General features: G+C 69.7%; 17 protein-coding genes. 12 read left to right on the top strand and 5 right to left on the bottom strand.

What is annotated here, in order from left to right; genetic code table 11:
• Window positions 1–38 precede the first annotated feature (38 nt).
• On the top strand, window positions 39–716 hold the full coding sequence (locus tag ACQRWP_RS03675) for a DJ-1/PfpI family protein (RefSeq protein ID WP_430500787.1): 678 nt from the start codon (window positions 39–41) through the stop codon (window positions 714–716).
• Window positions 717–921: 205 nt separating this feature from the next.
• Here ACQRWP_RS03675 and ACQRWP_RS03670 read toward each other — a convergent pair whose 3' ends face one another.
• A complete protein-coding gene (locus ACQRWP_RS03670) occupies window positions 922–1,377 on the bottom strand; it encodes a hypothetical protein (protein ID WP_430500786.1) in 456 nt (151 codons plus the stop codon).
• Window positions 1,374–1,775 carry a DUF6069 family protein gene (locus ACQRWP_RS03665; RefSeq protein ID WP_430500785.1) on the bottom strand — a complete coding sequence of 134 codons (402 nt, stop codon included), beginning with the start codon at window positions 1,773–1,775 and terminating at the stop codon, window positions 1,374–1,376. The genes ACQRWP_RS03670 and ACQRWP_RS03665 overlap by 4 nt, the downstream gene beginning before the upstream one ends.
• Before the next feature lie 131 nt (window positions 1,776–1,906).
• On the opposite strand from ACQRWP_RS03665, the gene ACQRWP_RS03660 reads away from it, so the two are divergent.
• Window positions 1,907–3,067, top strand: a complete 1,161-nt coding sequence (locus ACQRWP_RS03660; RefSeq protein WP_430500784.1) for a sensor histidine kinase — start codon at window positions 1,907–1,909, stop codon at window positions 3,065–3,067.
• Window positions 3,055–3,717: a response regulator gene (locus ACQRWP_RS03655; protein ID WP_430500783.1), complete on the top strand. Its 663-nt coding sequence runs from the start codon at window positions 3,055–3,057 to the stop codon at window positions 3,715–3,717. Before ACQRWP_RS03660 ends, ACQRWP_RS03655 begins: the two co-directional genes overlap by 13 nt.
• A 13-nt stretch (window positions 3,718–3,730) precedes the next feature.
• On the opposite strand, the gene ACQRWP_RS03650 is transcribed toward ACQRWP_RS03655, so the two are convergent.
• Entirely contained in the window at window positions 3,731–4,204 is a 474-nt protein-coding gene (locus tag ACQRWP_RS03650; protein ID WP_430500782.1) for a hypothetical protein, read from the bottom strand.
• Window positions 4,201–4,794: a CDP-alcohol phosphatidyltransferase family protein gene (locus ACQRWP_RS03645; RefSeq protein ID WP_430500781.1), complete on the bottom strand. Its 594-nt coding sequence runs from the start codon at window positions 4,792–4,794 to the stop codon at window positions 4,201–4,203. Before ACQRWP_RS03645 ends, ACQRWP_RS03650 begins: the two co-directional genes overlap by 4 nt.
• 141 nt (window positions 4,795–4,935) lie before the next feature.
• Here ACQRWP_RS03645 and ACQRWP_RS03640 point away from each other — a divergent pair, with 141 nt between their 5' ends.
• The 7 genes from ACQRWP_RS03640 to ACQRWP_RS03610 all read left to right on the top strand — a co-directional run bounded on the left by ACQRWP_RS03640 (window position 4,936) and on the right by ACQRWP_RS03610 (window position 10,716).
• Window positions 4,936–6,039: a sensor histidine kinase gene (locus tag ACQRWP_RS03640; RefSeq protein ID WP_430503401.1), complete on the top strand. Its 1,104-nt coding sequence runs from the start codon at window positions 4,936–4,938 to the stop codon at window positions 6,037–6,039.
• Window positions 6,036–6,683 carry a response regulator gene (locus ACQRWP_RS03635; protein WP_430500780.1) on the top strand — a complete coding sequence of 216 codons (648 nt, stop codon included), beginning with the start codon at window positions 6,036–6,038 and terminating at the stop codon, window positions 6,681–6,683. The genes ACQRWP_RS03640 and ACQRWP_RS03635 overlap by 4 nt, the downstream gene beginning before the upstream one ends.
• A gap of 159 nt (window positions 6,684–6,842) precedes the next feature.
• Window positions 6,843–7,241, top strand: coding sequence for a DUF2568 domain-containing protein (locus ACQRWP_RS03630; protein ID WP_430500779.1), 399 nt, complete (start codon window positions 6,843–6,845; stop codon window positions 7,239–7,241).
• 24 nt (window positions 7,242–7,265) lie between these two features.
• A complete protein-coding gene (locus ACQRWP_RS03625) occupies window positions 7,266–8,129 on the top strand; it encodes an LLM class F420-dependent oxidoreductase (RefSeq protein ID WP_430500778.1) in 864 nt (287 codons plus the stop codon).
• Window positions 8,130–8,216: 87 nt separating this feature from the next.
• Window positions 8,217–8,720: an O-acetyl-ADP-ribose deacetylase gene (locus ACQRWP_RS03620; protein ID WP_430500777.1), complete on the top strand. Its 504-nt coding sequence runs from the start codon at window positions 8,217–8,219 to the stop codon at window positions 8,718–8,720.
• Window positions 8,721–8,864: 144 nt separating this feature from the next.
• A complete protein-coding gene (locus ACQRWP_RS03615; protein ID WP_430500776.1) occupies window positions 8,865–9,218 on the top strand; it encodes a hypothetical protein in 354 nt (117 codons plus the stop codon).
• Window positions 9,219–9,420: 202 nt separating this feature from the next.
• Window positions 9,421–10,716: a GAF domain-containing protein gene (locus ACQRWP_RS03610; RefSeq protein ID WP_430500775.1), complete on the top strand. Its 1,296-nt coding sequence runs from the start codon at window positions 9,421–9,423 to the stop codon at window positions 10,714–10,716.
• A 25-nt stretch (window positions 10,717–10,741) separates the two neighbouring features.
• On the opposite strand, the gene ACQRWP_RS03605 is transcribed toward ACQRWP_RS03610, so the two are convergent.
• Window positions 10,742–10,999, bottom strand: a complete 258-nt coding sequence (locus ACQRWP_RS03605) for a DUF6221 family protein (RefSeq protein ID WP_430500774.1) — start codon at window positions 10,997–10,999, stop codon at window positions 10,742–10,744.
• A 200-nt stretch (window positions 11,000–11,199) separates the two neighbouring features.
• Between ACQRWP_RS03605 and ACQRWP_RS03600 the strand changes: the two genes are divergently transcribed.
• A complete protein-coding gene (locus ACQRWP_RS03600) occupies window positions 11,200–16,137 on the top strand; it encodes a tetratricopeptide repeat protein (RefSeq protein WP_430500773.1) in 4,938 nt (1,645 codons plus the stop codon).
• Entirely contained in the window at window positions 16,137–17,522 is a 1,386-nt protein-coding gene (locus tag ACQRWP_RS03595) for an esterase/lipase family protein (protein WP_430500772.1), read from the top strand. The genes ACQRWP_RS03600 and ACQRWP_RS03595 overlap by 1 nt, the downstream gene beginning before the upstream one ends.
• The last annotated feature ends 5 nt before the right edge of the window (window positions 17,523–17,527 follow it).

The raw sequence follows: 17,527 nt of genomic DNA, 5'->3' as shown, positions 1-17,527 counted from the left end.
CGAACATGGGAGGACACCTCCACCGGAAGAGATCACTCATGCCTCGACTCCACGCCCAGTTCGTACTCTTCGACGGGTTCGATCCCCTCGACGTCATCGCCCCGTTCGAGGTGCTGACCGCCGGAAGCCAGCTCCTCGGCGGCACGCTCGCGGTGGAACTCGTCTGCGCGAGCGGTCCCCGCGTCGTGCGATCCGGCAATCCTCAGATCGCCCTCACCGCAACCGGCACGCTCGACCCGGACGCACCCGGTTACGTGGTTGTCCCGGGCGCGGTAGGCCCCGTCGACGGAGACCCGGACGCCGGCGACGACACCATCCCCGTACTCCTGGGCCGTTTCGCGTCGAGCGACGCGATGCCCCTCATCCGTCGCGCGCTCGACAACCCGGACATCACCGTCGCGGCGTTCTGCGGCGGATCACTCGCCCTCGCGATGGCCGGTCTCCTGGAGGGCCGCACCGCGACCACGCACGGGCTCGGCATCGACCTGCTCAGGGCGACCGGGGTGAACGCCGTCCGCGCCCGCGTGGTGGACGACGGCGACCTCATCAGTGGCGGCGGTGTCACGTCGGGTCTCGACGTAGCCCTCTACCTGCTCGAACGCGACTTCGACTCGCAGACGGCGCACGCCGTGGAGGAACTGTTCGAGTACGAGCGACGCGGGACCACCTGGCGGCCGGCGCGGACGCGGGTGACCGGCGAACGGACCAGCGCGTGAGTGCCTTCCTGCTGTCGATCCACGTGCTCGCGGCCATTCTCACCATCGGTCCGGTCGCCATCGCCGCGAGCATGTTCCCGCGCTTCGCGCGTCTCGCCCTGGCCACGCCCGACGAGCCGGGAGGGTTGTCGCAGCGCGCGTCCTGCACCGCATCACCCGCGTCTACGCGGCCGGTGAGCACGCGCCCTCACCGTCGGGCCGGCGGTCACCCACTCGCCGCGCTGACGACCGCCATCACGATCAGGGTGCGTCGCCGCCGCTGACTCATCAGCGCGAAACAGGCGGTGAGCACCACCAACTCCAGCTCGGCCCACTCGCCGGTGACGTCGACACGGATCGGCCCGCCGCGCCGGCCGGCGAGGCGCACCGCGAGGCGGTGCCCGTCGCGTACCAGCTCACCGCCGCAGCGACCGGGCGCCCAGCGGGCCACCCCGCCGGGCCCCGGCACGTGCGACCGGCCCGGGTCGAGCCGCACCGGCACGCCGTGCTCGGTCCGGGCGGTGAACCCGATGCGTCGGCGGTCGGTCGGTGCGACCGTCCAGCGGCCGGTGCCGGTGCGGATCTCGCCGCACCGCCAGGTCCAGCCGGTACGCAGCGAGGCGCGCGCCCCGAAGTCGAGGACGAATGCCCCGTCCTGCTTGCGGACGGTCAGCGTGGTCATCGGCTCGCCCGCTCCGGGCGCGACCGGGGCAGGCCGAGGATGAGGATGACGCCGACGCTCAGGTGCAGCAGCGCGAGGGTCGCCTTCGCTCCCCCGCCGACGCCACTCGGCGGCCCGACCACGAGCGACAGCAGCAGGACGGCGACCGCGATCGAGGTCCACCAGACGCGGGAGCGGTTGGTGCGGCGTTCGAGCACCGCGAGCAGCGCCCAGCCGGCCAGTGCCGCGACCGCGGTGGCCACGACGACCGCCGCCACCGTGACCTGCCGGGTCGAGTTCGCGGACCTGACCGCCAGGTCGACGCCGGCCGCCGAGTGCAGGAGCGCGAACTCGGCCACCGCCACCACGATCGCGCCGGCCGTCACCGCGGCCCGTCCCAGGAGAAGGTTGTTCGTCATGGTCTGAGTCTGTGGACCGGGCCGGGCCGGACGCGTCGGCCCAGACGCCGCGGCGGGTACGCCCGCCGGCGGCTCGGCGTACTACCAAAGGAGGTGGTCCGGCCCGCCGCGAGCCCAGTAGCCTGCGCGGTGTGGATGCGGCGACGTGCGAGGTCAAGCCGCTGCGGACGTGGCGTTCCGTCCCGGTGGTCGTGACGACCGTGGCGATCGGCGTCCTCGTCGCGACCATGCTGTGGTCCGCCACCCGGTCCAGCTCCGCCGGCCTGGTCGGCGTCGACGTCGCGCTGGCGGTGGCGGCCCTGGCCCTCGTTCCAGTGGTCGTCCGCCGCCCGCAGATCGGTGGCGTGCTGGCGGGCGTACTCGTCGCGCTGTCTCCGGTGGCCACACCGGTGGCCAGCTTCGCGGTGCTGTTCATCGCCCGCAACCGGCCGTTTCGGCAAGCGGCGGCGGTGGCGGTGGTCGGCGTGGCGGGCGAGGCGGTGCAGGCGTTCTGGCGGCCGGTGCCCAGCCTGCCGTACGGGTGGCGGCTGGTGCTGATGACGATCGCCTACGCGGCCCTGCTCGGCTGGGGCACCTGGGCGCAGGCCCGAAGCGCCCTGCTGGTGGCGCTACGGGACCGGGCCTGGCGGGCCGAGCAGGAGCAGGAACGACGGGTCGACGAGGCGCGGGCGGCGGAGCGCAGCCGGATCGCGCGGGAGATGCACGACGTGCTGGCCCACCGGCTGTCTCTGCTGGCGGCGGCCGCCGGCGCGATGGAGTACCGGCCGGACGCGCCACCCGAGCGGCTCAGCGCCGCCGCCGGGGTCATCCGGGCCAGCGCGCACCACGCCCTCGACGAACTGCGCGAGGTCATCACCCTGCTGCGCAGCGACGACGCCGAGTCGCCGAGCGACGCACCACCCGGGCAGACCCTCGCCGACCTGCCGCGCCTGGTCGACGAGGCGCGGGCCGCCGGGCAACAGATCGAGGTCGACGACCCGCTCGGCCCGCCGGTCGAGATTCCCCCGACGGTTGGCCGCACCGCGTACCGGATCGCGCAGGAGGCACTGACCAACGCCCGCAAACACGCCACCGGCCAGCCGGTCCGGCTGGTGCTCGGCGGCGCGCCCGGCTCCGGCCTGAGCATCGCGGTGAGCAACCCGACCACGCCCGACAGTGGTGCCACCGGTAACGCCGGCACCGGCCTGATCGGCCTCGCCGAACGGGCTGCGCTCACCGGCGGTCGGGTCGCCCACCACGTCGACGCCGCGGGTCGGTTCCACCTCACCGCGTGGCTGCCGTGGCCGACGTGACGGGTCCGATCCGGGTCGTCATCGTGGACGACGATCCCCTCGTACGGGGAATGCTCACGCTGATGCTCGACGGCGCCGACGGGATCGTCGTGGTGGGCGAGGCCGCCGACGGCGCCACCGCGATCACGGCGGTGGACCGGCACCTGCCCGACGTGGTGCTGATGGACATCAGGATGCCCGGCGTCAACGGCATCACCGCCACCGAGCGCCTGCGCCGCCGCCACCGGCCACCCGAGATCATCGTGCTCACCACGTTCGACACCGACGAGCACGTGGTGCGAGCGCTCCGAGCCGGCGCGAACGGCTTCCTGCTCAAGGACACCCCGCCCGAGCAGATCAGCCAGGCGGTCCGCGCGGTCGCGGCCGGCAACCCGATGCTGTCTCCGGGCGTGACGCGCCGCCTCATGCAGCGGGTCGCGTCGGGGGCCGAGTCCTACGAGCAGGCGCACGAGCGGCTGGCCCTGCTCACACCCCGGGAACGCGACGTCGTGCTGGCCATCGCGCAGGGGCGCTCCAACGCCGAGATCGCCAGCGAGTTGCTGATGAGCGTGACGACGGTGAAGGCCCACGTCTCACACATCCTGACCAAGCTGGATCTCGACAACCGTACCCAGATCGCCCTGCTCGCCCACGACGGCCGGCTCCTCTGACCGGGAGCCGTGGTCAGGCCAGCACCGCCGGCAGGACGAGGAGGGCGAAACGGATCACCCGCCCGGACAGGCAGGCGACGGCGAACTCCCAGCGTCGAAGGCCTGCGGTGCCGGCGGCGAGACTGACGACAGCCAACGGTGGAACCCCGACCGCGGCGGAGGCCAGCACTGTCGGTAGGGCGGTGCGGCGGCGGGAGAGCCAGCGTCGGATCGGCTCGGTCCACCGTGCGGCCCGAGCCGCCGCGCGACCTGACTTTCCCCGTTTCGCGACCTTCCGGGCCAGTCGCCCCGATCCGCGACGCGCCGACTCGAACAGCAGCAGCTTGCCGGCGGTCTGCCCGAGTGCCAGGGCGACCACGACGGCGACGAGAGCGTGGCCGCCGCGATGCCCGGCGACCACGGCGTAGGCCTCGGCGTTGACGATCGGGACGAGCGCCGAGGCGACACCGTAGCCGAGCGCCACCACAGCCTCGGCGAGGCTGCTCATGCCCGACCGTCCCGTTCGAGCAGCCGGACCACAGCGGCGACCGACCACAGCTTGACCGCGACGACGGCGAAGGCGACGGCCAGCGCGAGCAGGTACTGCCCGAACGCGATCGCACCGATGACACCGGCGGTGTTGGCGATCTTGGCCAGGGGCGACCAGTTCAACGCCCACACCCGCCGGTCGACCAGGTGGAAGTAGTTGGGGCTCAGCACCGGCCAGCACAGGAACGCCAGCGACAGCATGGTGTCCAGCACCAGGAACGAGAGCAGGAAGACCACTGCCACGACCGCGACGTCCGGCACGAGGGAGACCAGGCCCACGCAGAGTACGGCGGTGCACGCGCGGTCGCTCACGATGTCGAAGACGGCCCCGGCCCGGGTTTCCTGTCCGAGCCGGCGGGCGGCCCAGCCGTCGAGTACGTCACCGAGCCAGTAGATACCGTACGATACCGCCATCAATGCCACCGACCCGGAGACGAGGGCGACGATACCGACCGTGACAGCGGCGACCGTGCGAGCGGCGGTGATGTAGTTGGGAACCGTACGAAGCGGGCCGATGGTGGTGGCGGCGCGGGAGTCAACGAGAGTCACCCCCGCAGAGTCGTCCGGTGAGCGTTTTCGCGGAACGTGCCGCGGTGCCGATCTGGTTCCGAGGGCGGTACCGGGGTGCCGGCCGATCCGGTACCTGGGTACTGGCCGGTCTTCCGGCTGGTCACGGAGACTGTGCAGGTGATGACTGGAATCCGCGAACGGTTGCGCGACCCCGAACGAGTGCGCCGGCTCGCGTACGGTGCGGTTGGTTTGATCATCGCCGCCGTGGTCACCACCGTCGAGGACGGCGTGTCCGTGCCGGCGGGCTGGGCGTGGCTGGTGCTGCCGGTCGGCCTCGGGGCCACGGCGCTGCGCCCCCGCTACCGAACCCTGGTCTTCGCGGTCTGCGCGGGATTCGTGGCGATCGTGAGCACCGGGGAGTCGGTGCAGTTGGGCCTCGCGGCCGCCGGTCTGGTGTTCGTCTCGGTCTGCGAAGACCCGGCCCGACACCCGTGGCTGGGATGGGTGGGTGGCTTGATCGGCGCGGCCGGCGCCCTCACCACCGCGCTGGTCAACGAGCGAGGGGTGTACGAACAGCCGTTCTTCTTCGTGACGGCCGGCTACCTCCTCGCGATCCTGTTGCGATCGTGGTCACGCGGCAACGCCCTGACCCGGGAGACGGACGACCTGCGCGGCCAGGCCGCCTGGCTCGAACAGCGCACCAACCTGGCCCGCGAGCTGCATGACGTGGTCGGCCACCACGTCACCGCGATGGTGGTGCAGGCCGAGGCGGGCCAGCTCAGTGACGACCCGGGCGCGGCGCTGCGGGCGATCGCGGGCAGTGGCCGCACCGCGCTGAGCGAGCTGGACACGCTCGTCGTGCACCTGCGCGATCCGGACGCGTCGATCGCGGTGAGCGCGCCGCCGCGCCTGTCCGACATCGACGAGCTGCTCGCCCAGCCGCTGCGCCAGCAGGGCGTGACGGTGCGGGTCCAAGTGGACCCCGAGCCGGGCCTGGACGAGGTCGGCGTGTTGACCGCCTACCGCATCGCCCAGGAGGCCCTCACCAACATCGCCCGCCACGCCAAAGCCACGGCGGCCTGGGTCGAGTTGGTCCGCGTCGGCGACCACGCCCGCCTGCGGATCAGCGACGACGGCGTCGGCCCGCCCCGCGCACCCACGAGCGGCTCGGGCCTGCTCGGCATCGGGGAACGCGTTTCCGCGCGCGGCGGGAGCTGGGAGCTGAGCCAGCGCCCGGGCGGCGGCACCGTGGTGCAGGCCGACCTGCCGGTGGCGAACAAATGATCCGCGTCGCGATCGCCGACGACCAGGAACTGGTCCGGGACGGCTTCAGCCTGATACTGCGATCTCAACCCGACATCCAGGTCGCGGCCGAGGCAGCCGACGGCCGGCAGTTCCTCGACGCCGTGCGTCGCGACTCCCGCATCGACGTCGCCCTCGTCGACATCCGCATGCCGGTGCTCGACGGCCTGCACGCCACCCGAGAGCTGGCCACGATCCCGCACGCCCCGGCCGTCATCGTCGTCACCACCTTCGACGACGACGCCTACGTCCTGGACGCCATCGCCGCCGGTGCACGAGGGTTCCTGCTCAAGCGGTCCAGCGCCCGTGACCTGATCGCCGCGGTGCGCACCGTCGCGGCCGGCGAGGCGGTCCTCTCCGCCGAGGTCACCGGCGCCGTCCTCGACCGGGTCCGCGCGACGGGGCCGGCCTCCCGCGTGGAGTTGGCGGCCTACCAGCTGACCGCTCGGGAGACCGACGTGCTCGCTCTGATCGGCGCCGGACTCAACAACAACGAGATCGCCGAACGCCTCTACCTGTCCATGAGCACCGTCAAGACCCACGTCACCAACGTGCTGGCCAAGACCGGCAGCCGCGATCGCGTACGAGCCGCCATCCTGGCGATCCAGGCCGGCCTCGCACCGTGACGGTCTTCGCCGACCAGCCCGTCAGGCGTGTTCCGCCATGCGGTCCAGCATCGCGTCGGCGGCGTCGAGTCGGCGTCGGCGTCGGCGTCGGACACCATCACCGCGTGGATCTCCCCGTTCAGTTTGACGACGCTAGCTAAGTAGCTTAGCTTTAAGGCTATGAAGGCTAGCCAGGTCGAGCGCCATGGTGGACAGATCACCGACGAGGTCCAAGCTGGGGCGGCGACCATGATCCGCGGGGTTGGGCTTCTGCTGATCTTCCTTCTTGAGCTCGCCGTGCTCGCAGTCGGCGCACGCTGGGGCTGGGCCCTGGACGCGCCCATCGTCGTCCGAGTGGTCGCTGCCATCGTCGTGCCGCTGCTGCTTGCCGGGCTCTGGGGTGCGCTCGGTTCGCCACGGGCCCGGGTGCCGCTACGCCCACCGGCCAAGCGCACATTCCAGGCCGGCTGGTTCGTGCTCGGCGGCGCCCTGCTCGCCCTGCTCGGGCAGCCGTGGCTCGGCCTCGCCCTGGTCGTCGTCTGGGTGGCCGTCACCATCCTGCTTCGCCGCAACGCCTGACCCCACGGGTCGTAGGGTTGCGGTATGGCACAACGACTCGTCAGCGTGTGGCAACCGTTCTTCCTTGCTAGCGAGAGTCAGGGCGCGGCCATCGACGCCGCGACCGAGTTGGAGGATCTCGGCTACTCACGAATCTGGTTCTCCGGTGGTTTCGGCGAGAACGTCGCCCCCCGCTTCCGGGAGATCCTGGACGGGACCACGCGCATCGGGGTCGCGACCGGGATCGTGAGCATCTGGCACTCGTCGCCACCCGAGGCGGCGGCGTTCGCCAAGGACGCGGAGCAGGCGCATCCCGGCCGGTTCCTACTCGGTCTCGGCGCCAGCCACGCGGTGGTGGTGGAAAGTGGCGGCACCGACTATCGCAAGCCGTACTCAAGGATGGTGCAGTACCTCGACGGCCTCGACGCGGCCGGGCTTTCGCCCGAGCGGCGCATCCTGGCCGCACTGGGCCCGCGGATGCTCGAACTCTCCCGCGACCGCTCGACCGGGGCGCACCCGTACTTCGTCCCCGCCGAGCACACCGCCGAAGCCCGGGCGGCAATCGGACCCGACCGGCTGCTCGCCCCCGAGGTCGCGGTGGTCCTCGACCCGGACGCCACCACCGCGCGCGCCACCGCCCGCCAGTACACGAGCGGGTACCTCGCACTGCCGAACTACACCAACAACCTGCGGCGGTTCGGGTGGACCGACGAGGACTTCGCCGACGGCGGCAGTGACCGTCTCGTCGACGCCCTGATCCCCTGGGGCACCGTCGAGACGGTGGTGGCGGGGCTGGAGAAGCACTACCAGGCCGGCGCGGACGAGGTGGCGATCCAGGTGCTCAACGGCGGCGACGACACGGCGTTCCCCGCCGACGCGTTCCGCGCCCTCGCCGCAGCCCTGATCTGACTTCCGAGAACCGCACAGCACGGTCGGCTCCGTCGCGCTGTGCCGGGACGACGGGTGGGGCTGACCGGTTGGTGGCATCATCGAGCCATGCCCGTGGTCGAAGTTGTTCGTGGCGACATCACCAGTGAGGACGTCGACGCCGTCGTGACCGCGGCGAACGAGTCGCTGTTAGGTGGCGGCGGTGTCGACGGGGCGATTCACAGTGCGGCGGGGCCGCGTCTGGCCCAGGCGGGGGCAGCGCTGGCTCCGTGTGATCCCGGCGATGCGGTTGCCACGCCAGCTTTTGACCTGGACCCACCAATACGTCATGTCATTCACACAGTCGGCCCGGTCTGGGAAGGTGGCAGCTACGGCGAGGCTGACGTCCTGGCGTCGTGCTATCGGCGCAGCCTTGCGGTTGCCGACGAGATTGGCGCTCGCAGCGTCGCCTTCCCCGCCATCGCCACCGGCGTATACGGATTCCCCGCCGACCAGGCAGCGAAGATCGCAATCTCGACCATCAGAGCAACGCCGACAAAGGTTGAGCGTGTTCGCCTGGTCGCCTTCGACGACGCAACGTGCGCACTGCTGACTTCGGCGCTTCAGGGTTGAGGAGACGGCCGATCTCATCCGTCGCCAGGCCTCGGACCATCGTCGTCCCCTCTGGCATACTTCCCGACATGACCGCACAGCGAAGGGGCCGTGCCGCGTAGGCGACCTGGGGCGCTACGCGCCGCCAAAGCCAGTCGTCGACAGGTGCACGAATCCCGTGCACACTTTCACGGCATTTCCGGCAAGGCCGTCGCCGACTTCGTTCGGCTGGAGCGCCACAACCGCTTGTATCCCGGTGAGATCGGCCGCGCACTTCGGGCTTGGACCGACAAGGCGCGAGGCCCTGCCCGTGACCTGCTGGACGATTTTGGCGGGTGCCCCTGCAGTTGCACCTCGGACTATCGCAAGGTGCTGGACATCGCCCTGCGATCGCTGACTGGAAAAACGGCGCGGGAGCTGCGGCGGGCCGTCGGTGCGGCCGATGAGCTGTTCCTCAGTCGAACCCTGGCCAATCCCTGGGCCGATCCCAGCGACCCTTGGTGGGAGCAGCGGATCTGAACCCCAGGATTTACCTGGCGACGTGCTGGTCGGGCGACGGGTTGCGGTGCGTGGTTGGTGGGTACGACCTGAATGTCGGGCACATGGGTACGCTGCACCGGCGGCGGCCTCAGCCAACTCCCGCCGCACCGGGGTCACCCGCACCGACGGGTGGCACCGTCGGTCGTTGCCCGTATCCGCAGACGAGAGGCGAACCCACACCATGACCGCAGTACCAGGCCAACGGTCTACTGCTGCTGCGGGTCCGGCGGCTGCCGAGCAAGCAGCGGAGGAGGACCTGCGGGCGTTGTTCGGGCAGTCCATCGCCGTCTTCGCGTCTCTGGCGGGGCCGTCGCACCTGGTGGAGACGGCGAACCCGGCGTTCCTCGCCACCATCGGCGAAGAGCGGGCCCGTGTCGGGGTGGCGATCGCCGAGCTGATGCCCGAACTGGCCGGTCAGGGATTCATCGCTCTCCTGGACCAGGTCTTCCGCACGGGTGAGCCGTACACCGGCCGTGACGTCCGGGTCGTGCTGGGCGGCGGCCCGCAGGCGCGGGAGGCGTTCTTCGACTTCACCTACGAGCCGCGTCGAGACGCCGACGGCAACGTGACCGGGATCCGTGTGCTCGGCGTGGAGACCACGCAGGTCAAGCATGCCCAACGGCTGATGGCCGAACACCGTGCCCTGCTGGAGCAGATCGCCCGCCAGGCACCCCTGACCGAGGTGCTCGACGGGATGGCCCGCTGTATCGAGAACCTCGCACCGCAGGAGGTGCTCGTCTCCGTCCTGCTCGCCGACCCCGACGCCCGGCACCTGCGCCACGGCGCCGCGCCGAGCCTGCCCGACTTCTACAACCAGGCCATCGACGGCATCGCGACCGGCGAAGGTGTCGGCTCGTGCGGCACCGCCGCCCACCGGCGGGAACCAGTCATCGTCACCGACATCGCCACCGATCCGTTCTGGGACGACTTCCGGGATCTGGCCGACCAGGCCGGCCTGGCGGCCTGCTGGTCCACGCCGATCCTGGCCCGCGACGGCGGCCTGTTGGGCACCTTCGCGATGTATCACCGCACCCCGCGCGTCCCGCAGGACACCGACCTCGCCCTCACCCGACTCTTCGCCGGCACGGCAGCCCTGGCCATCGAACGCCACCACATCGAGCAGGCGAAACTCGCCGCCGAGGCACGCGCCAAGTCGGCCAATGACGAGCTGGCCAAGGTGCTGCGCGTGGAGCGCGAACTGCGCGCCGAGGCTGAGCAGCGCGCCGCCGTCGCCGCCGAACTCGCCACCCAGATGCGTGCCGCCGCAGCCGCGCAGGCCGCCACGCCGCACCCCGAGCACTGCCAGCTCGGCGGCGCCGCCGGGTGCACCGCGCGAGCCGAGATCAAGATCGCCGATTCGTGGGGTGACGCAGCGTGGGGCTGCCCGGCCCACGTCGAGGAGGCCATCCTCAACGTACGGTCGGTGTTCATCGCCAGCGAGGAACTCGGCGGCCTGACCGCCTACCTCAACCGCTGACCGCTCGCGGGCGCCTGCTGGGCAGCTAGGGACGCCACTCCTTGCGATAGTCGGGGTGCTCGTTGTACGACTGCACGAGCACTCGGAGCGCGTACGTGAGACCAGCGAAGCGCTCGTCATCGGGGTCCATTGCCTCGTACTCCCGCGCCAGCATGTCGACCAGGTCGAGCACCGGTAGTTGGCTGTCGAGGAGCGCGTCGCCCCCGAAGCGGTGAAACACGTCGACGTACGAGTGGCAGTCCGCCTCATACCGGTCATGAAGGAATCTCAGGAGATCTTCCATCTGTCGATTCTCGCGCACCGATATCTGGGCTCGAAGACGGTTCACTCGCCGCCGCAACGTCTACCGCGAGGCCTTGAGGCACAGCCCGCGCGACCTCGCGTCCCGGCTTACCGCTGTCGGGTACCTGTCACGTGATCTGGCCGGCTGTGTGTACGGTCAGGCGCGCTCATCACGCGTTGTCGGAGAGGAGCGTCGATCGGATGGGACGATTCATTGGCATCGCTGTAAGTAAATATGAACAGGATCGACACGAGCCCCTGCGCCATGCGGTGCCGGACGCTACGGCCTTCGCAGAGTTGCTGGGAGCGGACTTCGTCAGTGCATTATTGGCCGACCCGGGCGAGAACACCGCGCGAGACCGGCTTCGTGGGCTCGCGGGCGAACATTCAGACGGGCCGCTGGTGCTGCTCTGGGCCGGGCACGGGATCGGTTCCCCCACTGGGCTGAGGTTGCTGGCCAGTGACAGTGGGAGTGGACCGGCGGCGGGGATCGGTGCCATGGACGTGGCCGCGTACTGCGCATCGTCCGGTTCGAGTCAGCTGCTGCTGATCCTGGACGCCTGCTTTTCCGGTGAAGGGTTACCGGCAGTTGCGGTGGCGGCCGAGGTGATGCAGCAACTTCCAGTCGACGGCGAGCATTTGTGGGTAGGAGTGCTGACATCCTGCATGGCTGTCGAAACCGCGCAGGACGGTCTGCTGGGTGAGCTCCTGCGTTCGTTGCTGGCACACGGACCGGAGTCGGCGATGCTGCGGCTGCGCTGGTCGGTGCACAACCAGTCGATCCGTGGCGACGACCTCTGCGATGCGGTGATCAAAGAGTGGCCTGGCCCACGGCAGACGCCGCAGTTTCAAGGCCGCGGCAGCGCTTGGTGGATGTTCCCTAACCCGCTGTTCGACCCGGGCGCACCGGAGCAGGTGGTGGAGCACCTGTTGCGGGCAGCCCGTGGCGGCGCGCGAGAGGATGAGCGGTCCTGGTTCACTGGCCGCACGACCGAGGTGAACCAGGTCGTCACGTGGGTTCGGGCCGGCAAGCCGGGCGTTTACGTGGTGACGGGCTCAGCGGGGACCGGTAAATCCGCCATCACGGGCCGGGTCGTCAGCCTGTCGAATCCACACGAGCGCGCCCGCCTGCTGACCGAGGGCCGGCCGTGGGAGCACGACGATCCTGGCGAACGGTCGATACACGCGCACGTTCACGCTCGTGGTCTCAGTGTGGACCAGGCAGCGGAGCTGATCGCCGGGCAGTTGGTCAGGTCTGGCGTGCTCCCGCCGCAAGCAACCCGGCGCAACGCCCCAGAGCTGGTCGGCCAGGTGCAGCGGGCAGTAGAGGCAGGCACCGCACCACCCGTGCTGGTGGTGGACGGCGTGGACGAGTCACGTGGCGAATCGTTCACACTGGCGGAGGAGTTGGTGTTGCGCCTGTCCCGACTCGCGGTGGTGGTGGTGTCCACCCGCGATCTTCCCCGGCCGGGCGGTGGGGCGAGCGTGGTGTCCACGCTGAATCCAGACGGACCAGGGCTTGATCTGGACACCGGGCAGGCGCAGGAGCGTACTCGTCACGATGTTGTCGACTACGTCGCGGCCCGGCTGGCGGGGGTGGATCCCGCCATGAATCCGGCGTTGGTCGCCGAGCATGTTGGAGCGGGCGTCGCAGCGGCGGATTGGCAGGCCGGTCGGCCATTCCTACTCGCGCGATTGGTGGCCGACCAGCTGAATGCTGCGCCGGTCGACACCAGTTCCGAGGATTGGCAGGGCCGAGTGGCTGTCTCGGTCGAGCAGGCGTTCGACAGTGACCTGGCCACGATCAGCGCACCGCCGGGGCCACAGAGGGCGGGAGTGAGTGACCATGTAGCGGTGGCCCGGCATCTGCTTGCGGCGCTGAGTCGGGGCTATGGTGCCGGTCTGCCAGAGGACGAATGGCTAACCATTGCCAACGCCGGCAGAGAGCCGGTGGGGCCGTTCGGGCGAGACGATCTCAGTTGGCTGCTGGACCAGCTCGGCCGGTACATCGTGCAGGACGGTGAGGGCGGCGCCGCAGTTTATCGAGTGGCGCATCAAAGCTTGGCCGACCATCTCCGTTCGCCCTTCCGCGCCACTCACCAGCAGGTATTCGATCCGGACGCGTACTTGATCGCCGATGCTCTGGCTTCCCTGTACCGGGCGAGACTCGACGCCGGGGTCAACGCGGACCGACCGATATACCTGTGGCGATATTTCTGGCGTCACGCCGCCGACGCTGGCCCGGACGGCTTGCATCTGATTCGTCTGCTCACCGAGGCTGATCCGGCGCTCAAGCCCGACGTGGCAGTGGCAGGGCTGCTCGTAGCTGAACGCTTTCGTCGGTGGGGCTACCGACAGGAAGCCCTGAAACCTACCGAAGAGGCCGTCACCGTCTACCGAGAACTGGTCGCCACCAACTCCGCCTTCATACCCGACCTGGCCGACGCACTGAACAACCTTGGCATCCGCTACGGCGAGGTCGGTCGACGAACCGACGCAGTCGCTCCCACCGAGGAAGCCGTCACCGCCTACCGAGAACTCGCCGCCACCAACCCCGCCTTCCTCCCCGAGCTCGCCGCCGCGCTCAACAACCTCGGCATCCGCTACAGCGAGATCGGTCGACGACCCGACGCAGTCGCTCCCAGCGAGGAAGCCGGCATCACCTACCGAAAACTCGCCGCCACCAATCCCGCCTTCCTCCCCGCGCTGGCCGCCACGCTGAACAACCTCGGCAACCACTACAGCGAAGTCGGCCGACGACCCGCCGCAGTCGCTCCCACCGAGGAAGCCGTCACCGCCTACCGAGAACTCGCCGCCACCAACCCCGCCTTCCTCCCCGACCTGGCCACCGCGCTCAACAACCTCGGCAACCGCTACAGCGAAGTCGGCCGACGACCCGCCGCAGTCGCTCCCACCGAGGAAGCCGTCACCGTTTACCGAAAACTGGTCGCCACCAATCCTGCTTTCCTCCCCGACCTCGCCGGCGCCCTGAACAACCTCGGCATCTCCTATGGCGAGGTCGGTCGACGAACCGACGCAGTCGCTCCCACCGAGGAAGCCGTCACCGCCTACCGAGAACTCGCCGCCACCAACCCCGCCTTCCTCCCCGACCTCGCCGCCGCGCTCAACAACCTCGGCATCCGCTACAACGGGGTCGGTCGACGATCCGACGCGGTCGCTCCCACCGAGGAAGCCGTCACCCTGCGCCGGGAACTCGCCGCCACCAACCCCGCCTTCCTCCCCGCGCTCGCCGGCGCGCTCAACAACCTCGGCATCCGCTACAACGGGGTCGGTCGACGAACCGACGCAGTCGCTCCCACCGAGGAAGCCGTCACCGCCTACCGAGAACTCGCCGCCACCAACCCCGCCTTCCTCCCCGACCTCGCCGCCGCGCTCAACAACCTCGGCATCCGCTACAGCGGGGTCGGTCGACGATCCGACGCGGTCGCTCCCACCGAGGAAGCCGTCACCCTGCGCCGGGAACTCGCCGCCACCAACCCCGCCTTCCTCCCCGACCTCGCCGCCGCGCTCAACAACCTCGGCAACCGCTACAACGAGGTCGGCCGACGACCCGACGCGGTCGCTCCCACCGAGGAAGCCGTCACCACCTACCGAGAACTCGCCGCCACCAACCCCGCCTTCCTCCCCGACCTCGCCGCCGCGCTCAACAACCTCGGCAACCGCTACAGCGGGGTCGGTCGACGACCCGACGCGGTCGCTCCCACCGAGGAAGCCGTCACCACCTACGGAGAACTCGCCGCCACCAACCCCGCCTTCCTCCCCGCGCTCGCCGGCGCGCTCAACAACCTCGGAAACCGCTACAACGAGGTCGGCCGACGACCCGACGCGGTCGCTCCCACCGAGGAAGCCGTCACCGCCTACCGAGAACTCGCCGCCACCAACCCCGCCTTCCTCCCCGACCTCGCCGGCGCGCTCAACAACCTCGGCATCCGCTACAGCGAGATCGGCCGACGACCCGACGCGGTCGCTCCCACCGAGGAAGCCGTCACCACCTACCGAGAACTCGCCGCCACCAACCCCGCCTTCCTCCCCGACCTGGCCAGCGCGCTCAACAACCTCGGCAACCGCTACAGCGAGGCAGGGCGGCCGACAGAGCAGGAGGCAATATGGCGGGCTGTCTTGGCCGACGCGCCTCCGCCGGATATTGCATATCTTCTATTTATCCGGATTGCTGCGGCTGAGGCGGGGGATTCCGGGGCCCTCGACTGGTTTGCGATGGCGCTGCGCCAGACGCCAGCCGATCGGGCACTGCTCGGTGCTCTGCATGATCAGGCAAGGCGACACCGTCGCCCCGACCCTGATCGCTTCGATCGTGCGTGGATCGCCTCCGTCGGAGACCTCCCGGAGTGGCTGACGCTCGACCCGGATCTCCTCGTCACCGCTCAGCAATGGATCAGTACAGCGGACTACCAGTATGAACGCGATTTTCTCGCGGCTCATCCCGAACTGCTCGCTCCCGCCGCCGACAGTGCCGTCACCGATGCTCTCCTTACAGTCAACGACCAGGCAGCACAGCGGTACCTCACGCTACGCAACATCGCCCGTACCAACGGCGTAGCCACGGCCTACGCCCCCCTACTGCTGACCATTCTCGCCGCCGAGTTCGCCGCGGCCGATCCACTCACGCAAACCACCATGCTCACGGAACACAACGAGGAACTGCTCACCGACAGCGCCCGCGAGGCCCTCGCAGCGCTCGCGCAGCGGGACACCAGCGGTACCGCAGATCGCGCCGACGCGGTCCTCGCTCTCGCCCAGGTCGGCGCCGCCGAACCGGCCCTCAATGCGCTGATCCACCCGGAGAAGTTCACCGATCTCATGGCCGCGATCGCGGAAAGCCCGGACCCGACCGCCCTCGATGCCACCGCATTTCTGGCCCGGACCTCGGCGCAAACAGACGTGGCGGCAGCCACCGCCGACTTCTACACTGCCGTCGCCTCTGCTCTCGCTGACGACGTGGACGAGGCGACGGACGTCCTGACTACAGCACGCCGGCTCGCGCCGGAGCAGACTGCCGCCTGGATCAACCGACTGGCGACCATCGGCCGCCGCCATCCTGCCGCGCTGAACCTCATCAGCGTCCTCACCATCCCGGACGAGCAACCAGGAGCTCCGTGATGACCAACCCCACGGACTTCGTCGTCGTGCTACCAGGCATCCTCGGCAGCACCCTGCGACATCGCGGCAAGCTTGTCTGGGCGCCCTCGGCCGGCTCCGCGCTCCACGCGATCCGAACCTTCGGTCGCAGTATCCGCGACCTGCAGCTGCCCGACGGCCTGGGTGACGAGCACCCCGGCGACGGCGTTGAACCGGTTGGCCTGATGCCCGACCTGCACGTGCTCCCCGGCATCTGGACCCCGATCAAGGGATACGACCGGCTCCTGACCCGGCTACGCGCCCTCGGCTACCGCGAATCCGTGGACCATCCCGACGCCCCGCCCGGCAACCTACTACCCATCGCGTACGACTGGCGGCTGTCCAATCGGTACAACGGCCGACGCCTCTCGTATCTGATCGAACCCGCACTCCAACGCTGGCGCGGTCAAGGTGGCGCCTACGCCGACGCCATGGTGACTTTCGTCTGCCACTCAATGGGCGGTCTCATCGCCCGCTGGTACATCGAGTACTGCCGCGGCGCAGAAACAACTCACAAGCTCATCACCATCGGCACGCCGTACCGGGGATCTGCCAAAGCCCTCGGCCAACTCGTCAACGGCAGCCACAAGGGCATCGGACGATTCGGCGTCAGCCTTACCGACCTCATCCGCAGCATGCCGTCTATGTATCAACTGCTGCCCGAATACGCCTGCCTCGAACACCCCAACGGCCTCACCAAGACCACCGAGACTGCCCTACCAGAACTGGCCACAGCCAAAATCAACGACGGGATGCGCTTCCACACCCAACTCGCCGAAGCCGAGATCGGCCGCCCGGCCAGCCTCACCACCACCCACGCCATCCTCGGCATCCACCAACCAACCGCCACCACCGCATGCCTGAGCGGCTCGCGCATCGAGCTCATGGACACCTACCGCACCGACGAACTCCTTGGCGACGCCACCGTCCCGATCGTCGCCGCCAGCAGACCCGACGTGCCAATGAACAGCCCGCTGCTACGACGCGTCCCCGACCACCACGGCAATCTGCATCGCAACACCGCCGTCCTCGACGAAATCCACGGCATCCTCACTGCGAGCCCCATCGCCATCCGCGCACCGCGCACCACCGCGCTCCACGTCGGCACTCCCGACCTCCTCCTCGCCGGCGAACCCCTTCCCATCCACGTCGCCACCACCGATGGCGACGCCCACGCCATCCGGATCACCGTGACCGACGAGAACCACAAAGTGGTCGATGCGCGAATCACCAGACCCCGCGAAGGCACAACGACGACCACCCTCATCGAAAATTTGCCATCCGGTGCCTACACCATCGACGTCACCGGGCTCACCCCCAGCTCACCAATCGCGCCGGTCAGCAGCGACACTCTCATCTGGAGCTAATAGGT

The organism is Micromonospora trifolii, from assembly GCF_050516465.1.
In the GTDB taxonomy this organism is placed as follows: domain Bacteria; phylum Actinomycetota; class Actinomycetes; order Mycobacteriales; family Micromonosporaceae; genus Micromonospora; species Micromonospora trifolii.
The sequence above is the reverse complement of the archived record's forward strand: the minus strand, read 5'-3'. Positions and strand labels throughout refer to the sequence as shown.